The following is a 17,997-nucleotide window of genomic DNA, read 5'->3' as shown; positions in this document are numbered from 1 at the left end:
GATTGTGTGACATTTACACGGCGATAACACAGTGAATTTAAGTGAATGGTTTCCATTTTTTACCGCTCTGGTATGATCAGTGACCATTACGACGCACAACAACTGGATAAGTGGGCTGATGATTATCAATGCCAAAGGACCTGCAAGTTTTGCAGAGAAGTATATTGTGAGATCCATTTGGGATAATAAATTTCCTCCAGGGTCCATTTTACCGGCTGAACGTGAGCTTTCGGAATTGATAGGTGTGACTCGCACCACTCTGCGTGAAGTGCTACAGCGCTTGGCCCGTGACGGTTGGTTGAAAATCCAACATGGTAAACCAACGCGAGTGAACAACTTCTGGGAAACCTCAGGCTTAAACATTCTTGAGACGATTGCCGATCTCAATCCCGAAGGATTTCCGGTGTTGGTTGATCAACTTTTGTCGGCCCGTACTAACGTCAGTGCTATCTATTTCCGCGGTGCCCTGCGTTATAACCCAGACACGGCTGTGAATGTGCTCGCCAAAATTCATCAGCTTGAAGATACGGCTGAATCCTATGCCGAATTCGACTATTTATTGCATCATACCTTAGCTTTCTCTTCCGGCAATCCACTTTACGTATTGATATTAAATGGATTTAAGGGATTGTATAGCCGAGTCGGTCGCTATTATTTCACCAGTTCTGATGCGCGATTATTGGCTTTGAATTTTTACAAAGAGTTAGAGTTACTGGCTCAAGCGAAAAATTATCTCGACGTCCCAGCGCTGATGCGCACCTATGGCATGAACAGCGGTAAGATGTGGTTACAATTACGTGATGATATGCCCGCGTCTATTGCACAGGACAATTAATTGCGGCTATCGATGTCGCATTAAAATAGCGATAAATACACAAAAGCCGTTTCCAATGGAAACGGCTTTTTTATTAGCTTATTATTCTGCTTTAGCCACTTCAGGGCAGGATGCTAATACGGTAATACTCGCATCCGCATTCTTTTGCTCTAAGGTGACAGTAAAACCCCATAATCTATGTAAATGCTTTAATACTTCTTTATGGCTGCTGGCTAAGGGAATATCGTTATTTGGCACATAGCGTAAGGTTAAGGAACGGTCACCGTTGATCTCCACATTATGCACTTGGATATTCGGCTCAATATTCGACAAGTTATATTGCTGCGATAATAACTGGCGAATATCTTGATAACCTTGTTCATCGTGAATCGCCGATACCGACAGATAATTGCGTTTCTCATCATCATGGATACCAAACAACTTAAATTGGCGGATAACTTTAGGTGAAAGATATTGGCTAATAAAGCTTTCGTCTTTAAAGTTTTGCATTGCAAAGTGTAAGGTTTCTACCCAATTGCTGCCGGCAATGTCGGGAAACCAAGCTTTATCTTCATCGGTTGGATTTTCACAAATTCGTCGAATGTCAGTAAACATCGCAAAGCCTAAAGCATAGGGATTGATGCCACTGTAATAACGACTGTTGTAGTCGGGTTGGGCAACCACACCCGTATGGCTTTGCAAAAACTCCATCATAAAGCGATCAGTGACCACACCATCGTCGTACAAGTGATTCAAAATAGTGTAGTGCCAGAAGGTGGCCCAGCCTTCGTTCATCACTTGAGTTTGTTTTTGTGGATAAAAATATTGCGCCATTTTACGCACAATACGGATTATTTCTCTTTGCCATGGTTCAAGTAAAGGGGCATTTTTCTCGATGAAATATAAGATGTTTTCCTGCGGTTCTGCGGGGAAACGACGTTTTTTTGTTTGAGACAGTTCTTGGTGTTGGTTGGGTATAGTGCGCCATAAATCATTTACTTGGCTTTGTAGGTACGCTTCGCGATCTTTTTGTCTTGCTTGTTCTTCTCGGAATGATATTTCAGAGGGGCGTTTATAGCGATCTACACCATAGTTCATCAGCGCATGGCAGGAATCTATGACGCTTTCGACCTGCTCTACACCGTATTTTTGTTCGCAGTTACTGATGTAGTTTTTAGCAAACACTAGGTAGTCAATAATCGAGCTCGCATCTGTCCATGTCTTAAATAAGTAATTGTTTTTAAAAAAGCTATTATGTCCGAAACAAGCATGGGCGATCACCAGTGCTTGCATTGTGATAGTGTTTTCCTCCATAAGATAGGCAATACAAGGATTAGAGTTAATGACTATCTCGTAGGCGAGCCCCATTTGCCCGCGTTTATAACCTTGCTCGGTTTCGATAAAACGTTTGCCAAAGGACCAATGGGTATAACCTATGGGCATACCTATGCCCGCATAAGCATCCATCATCTGTTCAGCGGTGATGACTTCAATTTGATTTGGGTAAGTGCTGAGCTTAAACAGTGCCGCTACCCGTTCAATTTCCTTGAGGTAGTCCTGCAGTAGCTCGAAGCTCCAGTCGGGACCATCGCTCAGTGGTGTCCAAGGTGTTGATTTAGTTATCCCCATAGTGCCCCCTTAAACCGCTTGTTTCTTGAATAGCTCCCTAAAGACAGGGTAAATATCTTCGGCTTGACGTATATGCTGCACGGCGATGTTGTCGTAATGCTGTTGCAGGGATTCATATTCACGCCACAGAGTTTGATGGGCGCGATTGGTGATTTCGATGTAGCTGTAGTAGCGCACCAGTGGCAAGATTTTTTGTTCTAACAATTGCCTACAGGTAGGTGAATCGTCGGCCCAGTTATCACCGTCGGATGCTTGGGCTGCGTAAATATTCCACTCATCGGCGGGGTAGCGGGCTTGTTGAATTTCATGCATTAATTTCAATGCACTCGATACTATAGTGCCACCCGTTTCCTGGGAGTAGAAGAACTCATGTTCATCGACTTCTTTAGCTTGGGTATGGTGACGAATATAGACCACCTCTAAGTTTTTATAGGTACGGGTGAGGAACAGATACAGCAAGATATAGAAGCGTTTTGCCATATCTTTGGTTGCCTGATCCATAGAACCAGACACATCCATCAAGCAGAACATCACAGCTTGGCTAGAAGGGATTTCTCGTTTGGCATAATTATTAAAGCGCAGATCGAAGGTATCGATAAACGGCACTCTGGCAATCTTTTGTTTTAACTCCTCAATTTGGGCTTTTAAATCCAAAATCAACTCGGCCTTAGTGCCTGGAATATTTTCCAGCTCGGCAAGTTCTTGTTCTAACTCTTTTAATAGTTTCTTTTTACTGGCCGACATCGCAATGCGACGTGCCAGTGATGAGCGTAATGAACGGACAATATTGATGTTAGCGGGGACACCATCATTGGTGAATCCCGCACGGTAGATTTGGTATTCCACCAGTTTATTAAGGCGATTTTTTTGTAGATTGGGGAGTTCTAAGTCCTCAAACAATAATTCTAGATACTCATCCTTAGAGATTTCGAACACAAAATCATCGTCGCCTTCGCCCGAGTTTGAGGCTTCACCTTTGCCCGAACCGCCGCCTGAACCACCAGGCGGCCGATCAATTTTATCGCCACGGGTAAATTGGTCATTACCGGGATGCACTCTGTCCCTGACACCGCCTTTGCCTTGGTGAAACATAGGTTCACTGATATCCCGAGTGGGGATACTGATTTTTTCGCCTTTATCTACATCCGTTACGCTGCGGCGAGTCACTGCATCGCTGACGGCTTTTTTAATTTGTTGCTTATATCTATTGATAAAGCGTTGGCGGTTGACTGTGCTTTTTCCTTTCGCATTCAACCGTCTATCGATAAAGTTCGCCATACGCACCTCCCAAAACCCAGCGAAGGCTTTGGCAACACCAAAGCCCTGTACTTAGTTAGCGCAAGTTTAAGAAGATTTACGAACCCGTAAATACCACTCAGACAAGAGTCGGACTTGTTTCTTGGTATAGCCTTTCTCCATCATGCGATTGACGAAATCATCGTGTTTGCGTTGATCGTCGTTCGATGTTTTGGCGTTAAAGGAAATCACAGGCAGTAAATCTTCTGTGTTGGAGAACATTTTCTTCTCGATCACAGTGCGTAGTTTCTCGTAGCTGGTCCAGAGCGGATTATTACCCTCATGGTTCGCGCGGGCGCGCAGCACAAAGTTGACGATTTCATTACGGAAATCTTTAGGATTGCTGATCCCCGCGGGCTTCTCAATCTTCTCAAGTTCAGCATTGAGGGCGGCGCGGTCGAATAGCTGACCCGTTTCTGGATCGCGGTATTCTTGATCTTGGATCCAAAAATCGGCGTAAGTGACATAGCGGTCGAAGATATTTTGGCCGTATTCAGAGTAAGACTCTAAGTAAGCGGTTTGAATTTCTTTACCGATAAACTCCACATATTTAGGGATCAAATAACCTTTTAGAAACTCCAGATAGCGTTCGGCAGTGTCGCCGGGGAACTGTTCTTGTTCAATTTGCCGTTCGAGGACATAGAATAAATGCACTGGGTTGGCGGCGATCTCTGAATGGTCAAAGTTAAATACCCGCGACAAAATCTTAAAGGCGAAACGAGTGGATAGCCCATTCATGCCTTCATCGACACCCGCGTAATCACGGTATTCTTGGTAAGACTTAGCCTTAGGATCGGTATCTTTTAGGCTTTCACCGTCATACACCCGCATCTTAGAGTAGGTGGAGGAGTTTTCAGGTGGCTTGATGCGCGACAGCACACTAAATTGCGCTAAGGTTTCTAAGGTGCCAGGCGCGCAGGGCGCTTTTGATAACTCAGAGTTTATCAGCAGTTTTTGATAAATTTGCAGTTCTTCTGAGACCCGTAAACAGTAGGGCACTTTGACTATGTAAACACGGTCTAGGAAGGCTTCGTTGTTTTTGTTATTTTTGAAGGTTGACCACTCAGACTCGTTTGAGTGAGCCAGAATAATCCCGCTATAGGGCAGGGCCGATAAGCCTTCTGTGCCGTTATAGTTGCCTTCTTGCGTTGCAGTCAGTAGCGGATGCAGCACTTTAATCGGTGCTTTGAACATCTCAACGAATTCCATTACCCCTTGGTTGGCGCGGCATAAAGCACCCGAATAAGCGTAAGCATCGGCATCATCTTGGGAGAAATGCTCGAGCTGACGAATATCCACTTTACCGACGAGGGAGGAAATATCTTGGTTGTTTTCATCACCGGGTTCAGTTTTCGCTATCGCCACTTGATCCAGAATCGATGGGAAGACTTTTACCACACGAAATTTAGAGATATCGCCACCAAACTCATGCAGACGTTTTACCGCCCAAGGCGACATAATGGTTTTAAGATAGCGGTTGGGAATGTTGAATTCATCTTTTAGCAGTTGACCATCTTCTTCTAAATCAAACAGACAGAAAGGATGATCGTTGACAGGGCTACGTACCCCATTTGCGCTCAGAATGTAAATGGGCACTTTCTGCATCAGGGCTTTGAGTTTTTCGGCGAGCGATGACTTACCGCCGCCCACTGGGCCCAGTAGGTATAAAATTTGTTTGGATTCTTCTAATCCTTGAGCCGAGTGCTTTAGATAAGCCACGATTTGCTCTATGGCATCTTCCATGCCGAAGAAATCTTTAAATGCGGGATAACGTGAAATAAGTCGATTCGAAAAAATACGGCTAAGTGTTGGATTTTTTGCGGTATCAATGACTTCTGCTTCACCGATTGCAAGCAGTAGTCGCTCAGATGCTGACATGTAAGCGCTGCGATCTCCTTTGCAGATATCCAGAAACTCTTGCAAAGAATATTCTTCATCGAGTTTTTGTTCGTAGCGCTTTTGGTAATGCTCGAAAATGCCCATATAAACCCCCTGAAACGCCAGTGATGTCATGGAACGGATAACTGGCTAACCAGCCTCCTACTCTAATCTTAGACATAAACTCACTATCTGTGTCAAAAAAATATCAAATAAAACAATAACAAATAGTTGCAAACGCAATTATTGCACTTGTAGTTTACGGCGGGGTAATCTGCGGGATAAGGGATGGACGGCAAACGAGGGGTATAAAAAAAGAGCCACTAGGGCTCTTTTTACTGGGATTAACTCACTGCTCATTTAGGCAGTTAACAACGATAGGTTAAATGAATTAACCAGCGAAGTTTTGGTTAACGAAGTCCCAGTTAACTAATTGCCAGAAGTGGGCAAGGTAGTCTGGACGCACGTTACGGTAATCGATGTAGTAAGCGTGTTCCCACACGTCAACTGTCATGATTGGCGTGACTGTGCTGTCAGTCAGTGGCGTTGCAGCATTGCTAGTGTTAACGATAGCAAGTGTGCCATCCGCTTTTTTCACTAACCATGTCCACGCGCTACCGAAGTTGTTTACTGCTGAATCAGTAAATTGTGCTTTAAATGCGTCGAATGAACCGAAAGCAGCATTGATTGCATCAGCAACTGGGCCAGTTGGCTCGCCGCCAGCATTTGGTGCTAGGCAGTTCCAGTAGAAAGTGTGGTTCCACACTTGAGCTGCGTTATTGAATACGCCACCCGTAGAAGTTTTGATGATATCTTCTAAAGATTTACCAGCGAAATCCGTTCCTTCGATTAAGCCGTTTAGCTTAACAACATAAGTGTTGTGATGCTTGCCGTAGTGGTATTCAATGGTTTCTTGAGAAATGTGTGGTTCTAGTGCGTTCTTTGCATATGGTAATGCGGGTAATTCGAAAGCCATTAGTATCTCTCCATGGTCTTAGGTTATCGTTTTTAAACGTGCTCACTTAGGACTATTGTACCGATAAAATTTGTGATGTGAATCATTGTTTAGCTAATTGACTAGATAGACGCCATCGAAAAATCAAATGTCGGCATAACCTTACAAACTGTGGGATTTTGTTCTGCCTCTAGCTGACGTACAATAGCAGCATTGAGTCAATGTCATCCTACTTAGGAATCAAAATGGAAACAGTAGAGAAAATTAAGCAACAGATCACGGAAAACCCTATCATTGTTTATATGAAAGGTTCTCCAAAGTTGCCTAGCTGTGGCTTCTCGTCACAGGTCGCTCAGATCATGATTAACTGCGGTGAGCAGTTTGCATTCGTGGATATTCTTCAGCATCCAGACATTCGCGCAGAATTACCTAAGTTTGCTAACTGGCCGACTTTCCCACAATTGTGGATTGAAGGTGAGTTGATCGGTGGCTGTGATATCGTCGTGGACATGTTCCAAAAAGGCGAATTACAACCTTTGATTAAAGCCGCTGCCGCTAAGATCAAGACTGAAGAATAAGCGTTAATGCTTATTTTATAAGTATGAATGAAAAAGCCGCCATGATTAATATCATGGCGGCTTTTTTGTCGCTGCTTTTCAGAGTTCTATTGCTAAAAAACCACTACAACAAACACTTCAATAACACTGTGATTCCTCAAGCCCCCAAGCAAAAATTAGTGAGGGGCGACATCTGACACATTGTGCTTATCGTGAGGCTTGGTCGCAGGCAATAATAAGTTCATGGTAATTGCGACAATACCGCACAAGCTGATACCGGTCAGACTAAACGAGCCTATGCCAAATGCCATGCCGCCGATACCAAAGACTAAGGTGACTCCGACAATGCTTAAATTACGCGGCTCAGACAAATCCACATGATTGCGAATAAGGGTGTTGAGGCCAACGGCTGCAATTGAGCCGAATAACAAACACATAATACCGCCCATGACTGGGACGGGAATGGTTTGCATCAGCGCACCTAGTTTGCCGACAAAGGCCAACGTGATAGCGGTAATGGCGGTCCAAGTCATAATTTTTGGATCAAAATTGCGCGTTAGGGTTACAGCACCAGTGACTTCTGAGTAAGTCGTGTTTGGCGGGCCACCAAAGGCTGCAGCTGCAATTGTGGCGACACCGTCTCCCGTTAGTGTGCGGTGTAGGCCTGGTTTTTTCATAAAATCTTTACCTGTGACATTGGATATCGCCAGAATATCACCTATGTGTTCAACCGCCGGAGCTATTGCCACTGGGATCATAAAGGCGATGGCATGCCAGTTAAATTCGGGTGCGACAAATTTAGGAATCGCAATCCAACTGGCGGCAGTCACCACGGCAAAGTCAACAATACCAAAGGCAAGACTTAAGCCGTAGCCCACAATTATCCCCGCTAAAATCGGCATGACTTTGAGTAAGCCCTTGGCAAAAATTGCCACTGCTATTGTGGTACAGAGTGACGCGAGTGAAATAAATAGCGCAGTATTGGTGTCAACAAGGATCAAGCTACCATCGCCACTTTTCCCCAATGCCATATTCACGGCAACTGGAGCTAGGCCAAGGCCGATGATAATGATCACAGGACCCACTACCACAGGCGGTAGCAGCCTATGGATGAAGTCGGTGCCGCGCACTTTGACCAAGGCGCCGAGCATGACGTAGACCACGCCCGCGGCCATAATGCCGCCCATGGTGGAGGGAATTCCCCAAGTCTGCACGCCATAGAGTATGGGGGCAATAAAGGCGAAGGATGAGGCAAGGAAGATAGGCACTTGGCGTTTAGTGATCAATTGGAACAGTAGGGTACCGATACCAGCGGTAAACAATGCCACACTAGTGTCGAGTCCTGTCAGCAGCGGCATTAACACTAGGGCACCGAAGGCCACAAACAGCATTTGTGCGCCCTGTAGGGGGATAGCGAGTCGTCTCATTTATTATTCTCGTTAATTTTAGGGTAAACCGCCAGATGATATCAGTTTGTTGGATTTTCAGCAGAAGAAAATCGCCCGTTTTGCCGACTCGGATCACTGTTTGGGTTTTCCATGCCATGGTTGGCACTGAAATGGGGCTAAATTTTGCCAAGACTCGCTTAAGGCGCTAACTATGGTACAATTTGCCCCATCTGACGTTACTTCAACTACTCAAAGATGCTGAAATTCCTATTGAAGCCGAGCTTAATTGCATTTCTATATTGTCTGTTCACGATTAATAGCGTCAATGCTGTTGAGGTGAGTAAATTAGATGAGGCCAATGTGCCTGTGTCTTCGCGCGCGGTTGCAGAACGCGACAAAGCCTTAAAAAGTGCACTTGAGCAAGTCATTATCAAGAACACTGGCACGGCGCGATCCCTCGATAACAGTCTGATCCAATCTCAGCTCAGTAATCCTGATACCTTGCTGAGCCAGTATGGTTATATCGAGCAGAATGGCCAATTACTGTTAACGGCCAGTTTTGAACACCGTCGCATTGTGGCGCTACTGCGTCAGGCGCAATTACCGGTTTGGGGAACACAACGCCCGCTGACCTTATTTTGGGTCGCAATGCCAGGTGATGGCGACACTGTGATATTGGGTGACTCGTCTGCGTTAGCCGAACGTAAACTCTTTAGTGATTTTTCCGATGCACGTGGTATTCCGGTACTTTTGCCTATCTTAGATCTTGATGAGTTGATGGGGATTAACCCTAACGATATCAAAGGTATGTTTGCCGATATCGTGGCCGGTGTCTCCGGCCGCTATCAAGCTGACTTTTTGGCGCTGGTGGCGATTGATGCCGCTGGCAGTCAAGTTCGTTATCGTTTAAATCTCTATACTAAGGCCACCATTGACTCTTTGACGCCACCGTTATTCAGCTACAACGGCACTGCTGAAAATTCGACTCAGGCGATTGAAGCCATGATGGCGGCGTTAGGCGAATACTATTTTACTAAGTACGCGATTGCAGATACTGGTACACAGCAAGGCGCGAGTGTCACTTTTGTTAATATTCAAAAAATGGCGCAATTAGTTGAAGTTGAAAAATATTTGAAGCAACTTAGCGCGATTAAAAATGCCACTTTAACGCATATTCAAGGCCATACCGCGACCTTCTCGTTAGATTTGTTTGGCTCAGAAACGGATTTACAACGTTTATTAAGCTTAGAGCCGCGGATTTCTGTGGTCGCACCTGTGAGTGCGGGGGAATTTAGCCCTGTCTCTAACCAAATAGGCAAGCCTGTATATGAATGGCGTTTACCTTAAGATGTTATCGGCCGTGCTGAGTTATGCTAAGCGCGGCATTGTTTTTATTTGATATTGAGAAGACCGAGTGCCCTTAAACTCACCTCTGCAACTCTCGTTACCTGTGCATTTGCCAGATGACGAAACCTTTAATAGTTATTACCCCGCCGCGGGTAATGATGAACTTATTCAAAAACTGAGAGCCAATGCCGAAGGACAGGGTGAAGCCGCCATTTATTTGTGGGGCCCAGTTAAATCGGGTCGAACTCATTTAATGCACGCCGCTTGTGCTCACGCCAACGAAGTTGAGCGTCGCAGCTTTTATATTCCCTTAGGCATACATGCGAGCATTTCGACCGCATTGCTTGAAGGACTAGAACAGTTAGATTTAGTCTGTATCGATGATGTCGATGCCATCGCCGGTCACCCCGTCTGGGAAGAAGCGATTTTTGATCTCTACAACCGCGTAGCCGAACATAAAAATTGTGCCTTAGTGGTCAGTGGCAGTTCGTCTCCTGCGGACGCGGGTTTCCTGTTACCGGATCTCGTTTCACGCATGCAGTGGGGGTTGAATTATCAACTGCAACCTATGGCTGATGATGAAAAGCTTGCCGCTCTGCAACGCCGCGCTGCCATGCGTGGTCTGCAATTACCAGAAGACGTTGGGCGTTTTTTGTTGAACCGAATGGCGCGGGATTTACGTACCTTGTTCGATGTATTGGATAAGTTAGATAAAGCCTCATTAGTGCATCAGCGCAAGCTCACTATTCCCTTTGCCAAAGAGATGCTGCATCTATAAAAGTATGATTGGTTAGAGACACGGTTTGAGTGGTTTTGAATTAGCCTTGAGCGATGTAAACGCTAGAAAATGTAAAAAACCTAATACCTAACAATCAAAAGCCCGTCATGCTGAATGCAGACGGGCTTTTTGTTTATTTAAAGCTTAAACACTCTATTGCTGAGGATGTCGGTGACGGTCGCCACTTAAGCGAAGTTCAGGCTCAAAGCGTGGTTCTGCATCACGTGCTGGAGCATTGTTTTGGCCTTTGAGCTGTGCATTCGTAGGTGATATAGCGAGCGTTTGACGCCAGCTTTGACCTTGGATCATGGCAATCGGTTCGGGCAGACTTTCAATCAGACTGATGCCATCAAGCTCTGGCAGAATTTCATCAATCACCAGTGCAGCGCGATTCTCTAGGCTGTCTTGTGCAATTCTACCTCTTTGTCCCCAGTCAATAATCAGCGTATCAGCGGTTAACACCGCAGGCTTATTGGTGACGGCGACATCACGTAATATTTGATAGCGATAACTCATCATGGCTTCTTCAAACAGCATAGCCGTGTCTTCACGGGTGCTGGAATAGGCATAGAAGTCACTGGCGATATCGGTAGAAAAGAAAGTGCTCACATCCGATGGTTGATAGGCTTTTTGCACATTATTCGCCGCTGCGCTGAGGAAACGGACATTGGCAAGTCCCATCATTTCATCACTCATTAATGGATAACTGTTGCTGACTTGATCGGATATCAGGCTCTTGTTGGCATTGCGGCGACTGTAATCATCTAGCAGTCTTGGCCCTGTGAGTGAGGCATGTACGCTGCGGGGGAAGAAGTCATTGGCATGGGCAAGCTCGTGATACAGCAATGAGGCTAGATCGGGATTGATTTGCGCTAACGTGCGGTCTGCTCTGACGGTGATAGGTACGCCAAGTGACGCATATTGATTGTCTTTCACATAACGCCAAGGCATCACAAAGTTAAGATCATCACCGAAATTACTGCGGTAATCCGGCGCTTCATTAATTGTGTCACGCTGGCTTGGCGTAAGCCATAAATCGTCGGGATCGAGATAAATCGCTCCTGTAACGACCCAATAGAAGGAAGGGCGCACGTCATAGCTAATCACCACGGCCGTGACGGATTGTAACAGGCGAGCAAAATCGCTGTTGGGGTCCATCTGAGCTAAAAAGGCGGCAAAGTTATCGCCCATCCAGTCGTGGGAAACCAGTACACGATTAAGAATGGTCTCGCGATTTAGATCGCTTGAGGTCTGGCCTATCAAGGGTAAGGTATTGATAGTGCAACTATCATTAAGCTGATTAGAGTAAACACAGCCCGCTAGTACATTAGCGTAAGGCGAGGCTGGACGATAGGCGTGGGTGCGCGCCACTGGAGTATCGAAATACTGCGAGCTGATCGCCGGCGCGGCGGTTGTTAGCACAAAAGCATCATCACTGAGTGGATTACCGTTGATGCTGGCGTTCACTTTGAGCCGAGTGATTGTATCTTGGGCGACGGTTGGCGCGGTAAATAAAGGTCTAAATGGGTCGCTCAAATCGACCATTAAATCCGGGCCAGACGCTACGCACCAAGAGATATTCGCAGCACTTAATCCTGATTGTTGTCCGAGCCTTAAGCTGACACTGTTGCCTTCAACCACTTGGTGATCTTGGCGAACGTTCAGTATAGCCGACGATGCGGGGTCGACATTAATGCCGATTTCTCCGCTGACATCTAGATTACTTCCCGTCACATGCAAGCTAAAACGGTAGTCGCCAGCGGTAGGAGCATCGAATGCTAATACAGGACTGTTTTGACTGACTAATTGTATGTTCGGCCCATCGATTTGCTGCCAGCGAAAGGTTAAGTTTTGGCTATCGCGATTAAGGATGTTGGCAATGATGGCACTGGATTGACCTGCCACATACGTCGGCTCAGTTTGAAAACGGATTGAGGATGATGTGGTAACAAGAAGCGGCGAAATGCTTTCTGTGCAGCGTGGCAACGAGCTAGAGGGGGGCGTGACTCCGCCATTATCTGTGTTGCTGTCTCCACCGCCTCCGCACGCCATAAGTAGGCTAGAGCAGGTTATTAATCCTAAAAGTTTCAGTGGTATCGATATCCCCATTACAACATTCTCCCATGTTAACTCAGCGGTGCAATCAGGCTTTTTGTGACTCGCGGGACATCAATACTCCACGATGAAAAACTGACTATAGCACGGGGGTTAAGTTGCAAAAAGTCGCTACAAGTATGTTAATTGTTAATTTTCATGCGATTTAGTTGTTCGATTAACTGTGCATTGAACTGAGGATGAAGAGGGTATTTGAACGCAGATCTTTAGCTGAGTTTGGCGTTGCGATTTAAAAATGCCGTCAAACCTAGTAAGGCAAGACGGCGCTGAAATCACATTGTATGCAATGGCTTATTCTTTGGATTTTTTCTTCAGGCCTAATCCCAGTTCTCGACCACGGATCCGAGCGTAGAAGGGGAAGGCAATCAGCAGCACACCAATCAACAATACTTCGATTAATGCAAAGGCGAAGGCATCGGTAGTGACATAAAGCAGCGTCAGCCCATGCAGCATATAGAGGCACAGAATAAAACTCGCCCAAGCATAAGTATATGGATTACCTTGGAAAACCCCTTTTGCAGGCAGTAACAATGGCACTATCCATAAGAGGCTAAATAGCAGAGTATATTCACCGCTAATACCCTGACCAACAAACCAGCCGCCTAATAGCAGGGCGAGCGCAAAGTAACCTAAACGGCTAAGAGTAAATAAGGTGTTGGACGTCATATGTCTACCTAAGAATTAAAATTAAAGCGATTTTATAAAAATCATAATTAAAGAATAGCGAGCACATTCTCTGGAGGACGGCCGATGGCAGCGCGTTGATTGGCGAGCACAATTGGCCGTTCGATGAGTTTAGGCGTGTTCACCATGGCTTCAATCAATTGCTGCTCAGTCAATGAGGTGTCGGCAAGCCCCAAGGCTTGATATTCCGTTTCTTTGGTGCGCATTAATTCGCGAGCACTGATGCCTAATTTTGTCAGAATGTCGCCAATGACTTCAGCCGTAGGAGGCGTTTTCAAGTATTCCACTAGGGTAATGTCACAACCTTGTTGCTCAAGTAGAGCTAAGGTTTCACGGCTTTTTGAACAACGTGGGTTATGGTAAATCGTCGCTTGGGTCATAGTGCTAGAGGCTCAATACGGGCTGAAATAACAATGGAGCGGATGATAACAGAAAAAACAACGCCCCGTCAGTGTGTTCGGGGCGTATAAATGGGTAATGAAGTTAAATCAATTTGTAAAACAACTGATTACTTAAGCGCTTCCATCTCCTTATCGGCCATTTTGAACTGGCGTATGCGGGCTTCAATACGTGCAAGCTGTAAGGGATTACTTTCAGATGCACGGTAGGCAAAGTTTAGCTGATCGATAGCGCCCTTATAATTAGCTCCCAAAGCCATGAGCTCAGCGGTAGAAAAATATTCTAACGCCTGATTGCCTGTTTTTTTATAAACAGCGCTCAGTAATTGGTAGGGCAGCTGATTTTGTTTATCGAGGAATATCATGTCCTCCAATAAAGGAATAGCCTTAGGGGCTTGGTCAGCTTCGATGTAAATATTGGCTAAGTTGGCGTTAATCACTTGCGATGTTGGCTTCATTTTTCGCTGGGCTTCAAGCATAGCAATCGCCTTTGCGTAGTCCTTACGTTCGGTCAATAAGTCGGCTTTAGTATCGATATAAAACAGGTTGTTATCATCAATTTTTAACAGTTCATCGACGATTTTTTCCGACTCATCAAACTTCTTCAATCTAAATAACGCCAGCGCTTTGCCATAGAGCGCCGCCTCTTTAAAGCTGTAGGTCTGTTTGTTTAGTTGCTTGTCAAACATGCTCAAAACCGCTTCGTCGCTATAACTGGAAAAACGGACTTGAATACGAGCTTTCGCCAGCTGGAAGTTCAGGTTATCGGGAATATAACGCTTAGGATATTGCTCGGCGCGGTTACGGGCTTCAGTGATCCGCGACTCTGGTAATGGGTGAGTTAGCAGCATTTGTGGCGGTGTGGTGGTAAAGCGGTAACGAGTGGCTAACTTGCCAAAGAAATCCGCTGCAGCGTTGGGATCAAAGCCTGCATCCACCAAAATTTGCATACCGATGCGGTCGGCTTCTTTCTCGTGCAAACGGGTATAGTTGATTTTTGATTGTGTTGCCATCGCTTGGGTCGTCGCCAGTGCAGCCATACCGGCTTGTGGTACGGCAATGGTTAATAAAATAGCACCGAGTAAACCCGCAATTGTCGCAGGATTGCTCTTTTGTTGTGCTTCGAGCGAACGCGCAAGGTGACGTTGGGTAACGTGGGTAATTTCGTGGCCGAGTACTGAGGCGAGTTCGCTTTCGTTATCGGCATTGAGAAATAAGCCAGTGTGCACAGCAACATGGCCGCCGAAGAAGGCGAAGGCGTTGATTTCATCATTTTGTAACAAGAAGAAATAGAAGGGCGTTTTTACCCCTGTGGCATGGGCGACCAGTTTGTTGCCAAGTTCTGTAAGGTACTGACTCAACACAGGATCATTTAACATCGGCGCTGAGGAGCGAATGATGCGCATATAGGCATCACCGTAAACCATTTCTTTTTCAAGGCTGAAGGTGTTAACTGCGGCCGTACCTAAATCCGGTAAGTCATTGTTAGCAAAGCTTTTGGCGGCTAAGGTTAGCAGCATCAAAGAGAATGCGCCTGCAACAAAAGGTTTTAATCGAGTCAAAAAAGTCAAGTTACGCAAGCGGATCCTTTATTTCTAATTATCTCAACTAAAGGCAGAGATACTGCACTTAGCTTGTAGTTTGAGGTGCAACTTAGGATAATAGCCCAAGTTCGTCTATAGCAAGTTCATTATGATTTTTATTGATTTAACGCTATTTCGCTGTCCTGTGCCTTTAGTTAAAGTGAAACTTGTATTGAAGCCAATGCGAGACGGCGAGCAATTGCATATCTTACTCTCAGACTCAGGTTCGCGGCGAGATGTTCCCCAATATTTAAAAAAACAAGGTCATATCGTGCAAGAGTTGCGTAATGATGTGAGTCTGTTAGCCTTGATGGTCACCAAAGTTGATCTATCTCAGAGATAAATTGAGGATTTTCATGTTTAAATCCTTTCCGAGTCGTGACCTAATTTAATGTGCACGCTAGATAAGTTCACCAAATGAGTTTGCTAGCTGGGCGTAAGATTTCCGTTCAGCTAACAAGTTGAAGTGAAAGTAGTTTGAGTAACGTCGTAGATAACACCATGATAAATAAACTTTCCTGAGCGTTTGGGAAGCCTAGCCAACCATCACTATTGGAATGATCCATGTTTACTGTTTTTTCTCGTTGGTATCAAGAGCGCTTTAGTGATCCACAAGCTGTGACCTTAATGGCTATTCTTGTTGGGTTCGCGTTAGTGATTTATTTTGCCGCAGGTTTACTTGCCCCCTTATTAGTCGCGCTGGTGTTGGCATTTTTATTGGAATGGCCCGTTGCGCAAATGCTGAAATTAGGCATTAATCGCACCGCTGGTGCGTCCTTAGTTATCGTGTTGTTTTTGGGCATTGTGGTCTTACTGACATTTGGCTTAATTCCGAGTGTGTGGCGTCAAGGCGTGAGCTTAATTGCCGATTTGCCGAGCATGATAGATAAAGGGCTGCTGACGCTACAAACCTTGATCAACCAATACCCGCAATTTATCAATCCTGAGCAATTAGATTTGATGGTCGCAGAGCTTAAAAAACTGCTCGATACTCAGCATGTACTGGATATTGCTAAGCAATTAATTGGCTATTCAGCGTCATTACTCGTCTTGATGGTATACGCGATTTTAGTGCCTCTGTTGGTGTTTTTCTTTTTAAAGGATAAAGACCAACTGATCAGCGGCAGTAAGCGCTTTTTCCCCGCCAATCGCCAGTTAGCTCGCAAAGTGTGGTTTGAAATGCATCAGCAAATTTTCAATTACATTCGGGGTAAAGTGATTGAAATCGTGGTGGTTGGCGTCGCAACCTATATCTTGTTTGCCGTAATGGGACTGAGATATTCAGTGTTGCTCGGGGTGCTAACTGGGTTGTCGGTATTGATCCCCTATGTTGGTGCAACCTTAGTCACCTTGCCGATCACCTTAGTGGCATTTTTTCAGTGGGGTTTTAGTTCTGAATTTGGTTATTTGATGTTGGGTTACGGCATTATTCAGGCGCTCGACGGTAATTTACTCGTGCCGATTTTGTTCTCCGATGCGGTGGATTTGCATCCGGTGATCATCATAGCCGCGGTGTTAGTCTTTGGCGGTTTATGGGGTGTGTGGGGGGTATTCTTTGCTATTCCATTGGCCTCGCTGGTCAAAGCCGTGATTAACGCTTGGCCTAAAACCGAGGTTGAAACTCTCCATGGACTCGATGCGAGTTGATGACGACTCGCTGAACGGTTTGCTTAGCTTGTCCTTGTGAGCATTGAGTTCTGTCATGGAACTTCAATGCCAGAGACGAGTAGGGCGTTCAGGCGCACATTTAGGCACATATATAGGCGCCACGTTTCGTCTCCATTATACATATTCATCAATCTCTCGCTGTATTTCCTGTTTAGCGTTATTGCCTTCGGGTTTGTCATTTGTCTTCAAGTTCCTTGAATAGAGCCCATATTGTCTAATTCAGGCTTTTTATTTTGTCCTTAGTCGCTCTAGGGATTTACATTATGTAACCTCTAGGTTAGGTATATGTAAAACTCTTATATAAGCATGTGGTTACATGATGCAGCGCACATTTTACCCTTGAGTATGTTGATAAAGTTGGGGGGCTTAGCATGGGTTTGCTTATTCGTTCATCCTTAGCTAAGTTATATCGAGTCGTGCTATTTACTTTTGGTTGCGAGATGGAAGTCACCCTGACAAGAATTTCCACTGACAATCGCCATTGGAGGATACTATTGTGAGCAAAAAACTATTAAGTGCGCTTTTCGGGGCTAGTCTCGCAGCGTTAGCGCTGTCGCCAACCGCATTTGCTGCAGATCAAAAATTGTCTGATTTCCACGCTGAGTCGGGTGGATGTGAAAGCTGTCATAAAGATGGTACACCTTCTGCGGATGGTGCCTTTGAATTTGAACAGTGCCAAAGCTGTCACGGTTCTCTTGCTGAGATGGACGCTGTGCATAAACCACATGACGGCAATTTAGTCTGTGCAGATTGTCATGCGGTGCATGATATGAATGTAGGTGAAAAACCTACCTGTGAAAGCTGCCATGATGATGGCCGTACACCTGCGACTATTCTGAAAAAATAATCAAAAAATATTAGAAACGTTGGCGTGAGCCTTCAAGTCTAAACAAATAACGCCAGCAAA

16 protein-coding genes are annotated in these 17,997 nt (G+C 45.3%); 7 read left to right on the top strand and 9 right to left on the bottom strand.

The window, feature by feature from the left end; genetic code table 11:
• Window positions 1-118: 118 nt before the first annotated feature.
• The gene (gene fadR / locus Q4Q49_RS14735) at window positions 119-835 is read left to right on the top strand and encodes a fatty acid metabolism transcriptional regulator FadR (protein WP_106650260.1); all 717 of its coding nucleotides are present in this window, start codon (window positions 119-121) and stop codon (window positions 833-835) included.
• An 81-nt stretch (window positions 836-916) separates the two neighbouring features.
• Here fadR and Q4Q49_RS14730 read toward each other — a convergent pair whose 3' ends face one another.
• The 4 genes from Q4Q49_RS14730 to sodB all read right to left on the bottom strand — a co-directional run bounded on the left by Q4Q49_RS14730 (window position 917) and on the right by sodB (window position 6,593).
• On the bottom strand, window positions 917-2,443 hold the full coding sequence (locus Q4Q49_RS14730) for a SpoVR family protein (RefSeq protein ID WP_311999697.1): 1,527 nt from the start codon (window positions 2,441-2,443) through the stop codon (window positions 917-919).
• Window positions 2,444-2,452: 9 nt separating this feature from the next.
• Window positions 2,453-3,721, bottom strand: coding sequence for a YeaH/YhbH family protein (locus Q4Q49_RS14725; protein ID WP_063883574.1), 1,269 nt, complete (start codon window positions 3,719-3,721; stop codon window positions 2,453-2,455).
• A 66-nt stretch (window positions 3,722-3,787) separates the two neighbouring features.
• On the bottom strand, window positions 3,788-5,722 hold the full coding sequence (locus Q4Q49_RS14720; protein ID WP_006081287.1) for a PrkA family serine protein kinase: 1,935 nt from the start codon (window positions 5,720-5,722) through the stop codon (window positions 3,788-3,790).
• Between the two features lie 286 nt (window positions 5,723-6,008).
• Entirely contained in the window at window positions 6,009-6,593 is a 585-nt protein-coding gene (gene sodB, locus Q4Q49_RS14715; protein ID WP_028760317.1) for a superoxide dismutase [Fe], read from the bottom strand.
• Between the two features lie 224 nt (window positions 6,594-6,817).
• Between sodB and grxD the strand changes: the two genes are divergently transcribed.
• The gene (gene grxD / locus Q4Q49_RS14710; RefSeq protein ID WP_011846572.1) at window positions 6,818-7,150 is read left to right on the top strand and encodes a Grx4 family monothiol glutaredoxin; all 333 of its coding nucleotides are present in this window, start codon (window positions 6,818-6,820) and stop codon (window positions 7,148-7,150) included.
• A gap of 155 nt (window positions 7,151-7,305) precedes the next feature.
• Here the strand turns inward: grxD and Q4Q49_RS14705 are convergent, their stop codons facing one another.
• Window positions 7,306-8,556, bottom strand: a complete 1,251-nt coding sequence (locus Q4Q49_RS14705) for a uracil-xanthine permease family protein (protein ID WP_311999696.1) — start codon at window positions 8,554-8,556, stop codon at window positions 7,306-7,308.
• A gap of 216 nt (window positions 8,557-8,772) precedes the next feature.
• On the opposite strand from Q4Q49_RS14705, the gene Q4Q49_RS14700 reads away from it, so the two are divergent.
• Complete coding sequence (locus Q4Q49_RS14700) at window positions 8,773-9,864, top strand: DUF2066 domain-containing protein (RefSeq protein ID WP_311999694.1); 1,092 nt, start codon at window positions 8,773-8,775, stop codon at window positions 9,862-9,864.
• Between the two features lie 67 nt (window positions 9,865-9,931).
• Window positions 9,932-10,642 carry a DnaA inactivator Hda gene (gene hda, locus Q4Q49_RS14695; protein ID WP_006081292.1) on the top strand — a complete coding sequence of 237 codons (711 nt, stop codon included), beginning with the start codon at window positions 9,932-9,934 and terminating at the stop codon, window positions 10,640-10,642.
• Window positions 10,643-10,795: 153 nt separating this feature from the next.
• Here hda and Q4Q49_RS14690 read toward each other — a convergent pair whose 3' ends face one another.
• From Q4Q49_RS14690 to Q4Q49_RS14675, 4 genes are all read right to left on the bottom strand, one after another.
• Window positions 10,796-12,751, bottom strand: a complete 1,956-nt coding sequence (locus tag Q4Q49_RS14690; RefSeq protein WP_311999693.1) for a hypothetical protein — start codon at window positions 12,749-12,751, stop codon at window positions 10,796-10,798.
• A gap of 297 nt (window positions 12,752-13,048) precedes the next feature.
• On the bottom strand, window positions 13,049-13,423 hold the full coding sequence (locus tag Q4Q49_RS14685) for a DUF2069 domain-containing protein (RefSeq protein WP_261273036.1): 375 nt from the start codon (window positions 13,421-13,423) through the stop codon (window positions 13,049-13,051).
• Between the two features lie 47 nt (window positions 13,424-13,470).
• The gene (gene arsC / locus Q4Q49_RS14680) at window positions 13,471-13,821 is read right to left on the bottom strand and encodes an arsenate reductase (glutaredoxin) (protein ID WP_106650269.1); all 351 of its coding nucleotides are present in this window, start codon (window positions 13,819-13,821) and stop codon (window positions 13,471-13,473) included.
• A 128-nt stretch (window positions 13,822-13,949) separates the two neighbouring features.
• Window positions 13,950-15,419, bottom strand: coding sequence for a M48 family metalloprotease (locus tag Q4Q49_RS14675; RefSeq protein ID WP_107947137.1), 1,470 nt, complete (start codon window positions 15,417-15,419; stop codon window positions 13,950-13,952).
• Between the two features lie 112 nt (window positions 15,420-15,531).
• Here Q4Q49_RS14675 and Q4Q49_RS14670 point away from each other — a divergent pair, with 112 nt between their 5' ends.
• From Q4Q49_RS14670 to cctA, 3 genes are all read left to right on the top strand, one after another.
• Window positions 15,532-15,765, top strand: a complete 234-nt coding sequence (locus Q4Q49_RS14670) for a sulfurtransferase TusA family protein (protein ID WP_259521421.1) — start codon at window positions 15,532-15,534, stop codon at window positions 15,763-15,765.
• A 221-nt stretch (window positions 15,766-15,986) separates the two neighbouring features.
• Complete coding sequence (locus Q4Q49_RS14665) at window positions 15,987-17,069, top strand: AI-2E family transporter (RefSeq protein ID WP_311991284.1); 1,083 nt, start codon at window positions 15,987-15,989, stop codon at window positions 17,067-17,069.
• A 517-nt stretch (window positions 17,070-17,586) separates the two neighbouring features.
• Complete coding sequence (gene cctA / locus Q4Q49_RS14660) at window positions 17,587-17,937, top strand: tetraheme c-type cytochrome CctA (protein ID WP_006081299.1); 351 nt, start codon at window positions 17,587-17,589, stop codon at window positions 17,935-17,937.
• The last annotated feature ends 60 nt before the right edge of the window (window positions 17,938-17,997 follow it).

The sequence above is a fragment of the Shewanella sp. SP1S1-7 genome, assembly GCF_031932105.1.
GTDB classification, from domain to species: Bacteria; Pseudomonadota; Gammaproteobacteria; order Enterobacterales; family Shewanellaceae; genus Shewanella; species Shewanella baltica.
The sequence above is the reverse complement of the archived record's forward strand: the minus strand, read 5'-3'. Positions and strand labels throughout refer to the sequence as shown.

Coding starts and splice junctions, on each gene's coding strand:
- Q4Q49_RS14720 (WP_006081287.1), bottom strand. CDS start 5,722: ATGGGCATTTTCGAGCATTACCAAAAGCGCTACGAACAAAAACTCGAT.
- Q4Q49_RS14700 (WP_311999694.1), top strand. CDS start 8,773: ATGCTGAAATTCCTATTGAAGCCGAGCTTAATTGCATTTCTATATTGT.
- Q4Q49_RS14670 (WP_259521421.1), top strand. CDS start 15,532: ATGATTTTTATTGATTTAACGCTATTTCGCTGTCCTGTGCCTTTAGTT.
- grxD (WP_011846572.1), top strand. CDS start 6,818: ATGGAAACAGTAGAGAAAATTAAGCAACAGATCACGGAAAACCCTATC.
- fadR (WP_106650260.1), top strand. CDS start 119: ATGATTATCAATGCCAAAGGACCTGCAAGTTTTGCAGAGAAGTATATT.
- arsC (WP_106650269.1), bottom strand. CDS start 13,821: ATGACCCAAGCGACGATTTACCATAACCCACGTTGTTCAAAAAGCCGT.
- Q4Q49_RS14725 (WP_063883574.1), bottom strand. CDS start 3,721: ATGGCGAACTTTATCGATAGACGGTTGAATGCGAAAGGAAAAAGCACA.
- Q4Q49_RS14730 (WP_311999697.1), bottom strand. CDS start 2,443: ATGGGGATAACTAAATCAACACCTTGGACACCACTGAGCGATGGTCCC.
- Q4Q49_RS14665 (WP_311991284.1), top strand. CDS start 15,987: ATGTTTACTGTTTTTTCTCGTTGGTATCAAGAGCGCTTTAGTGATCCA.
- Q4Q49_RS14685 (WP_261273036.1), bottom strand. CDS start 13,423: ATGACGTCCAACACCTTATTTACTCTTAGCCGTTTAGGTTACTTTGCG.
- Q4Q49_RS14705 (WP_311999696.1), bottom strand. CDS start 8,556: ATGAGACGACTCGCTATCCCCCTACAGGGCGCACAAATGCTGTTTGTG.
- sodB (WP_028760317.1), bottom strand. CDS start 6,593: ATGGCTTTCGAATTACCCGCATTACCATATGCAAAGAACGCACTAGAA.
- Q4Q49_RS14690 (WP_311999693.1), bottom strand. CDS start 12,751: ATGGGGATATCGATACCACTGAAACTTTTAGGATTAATAACCTGCTCT.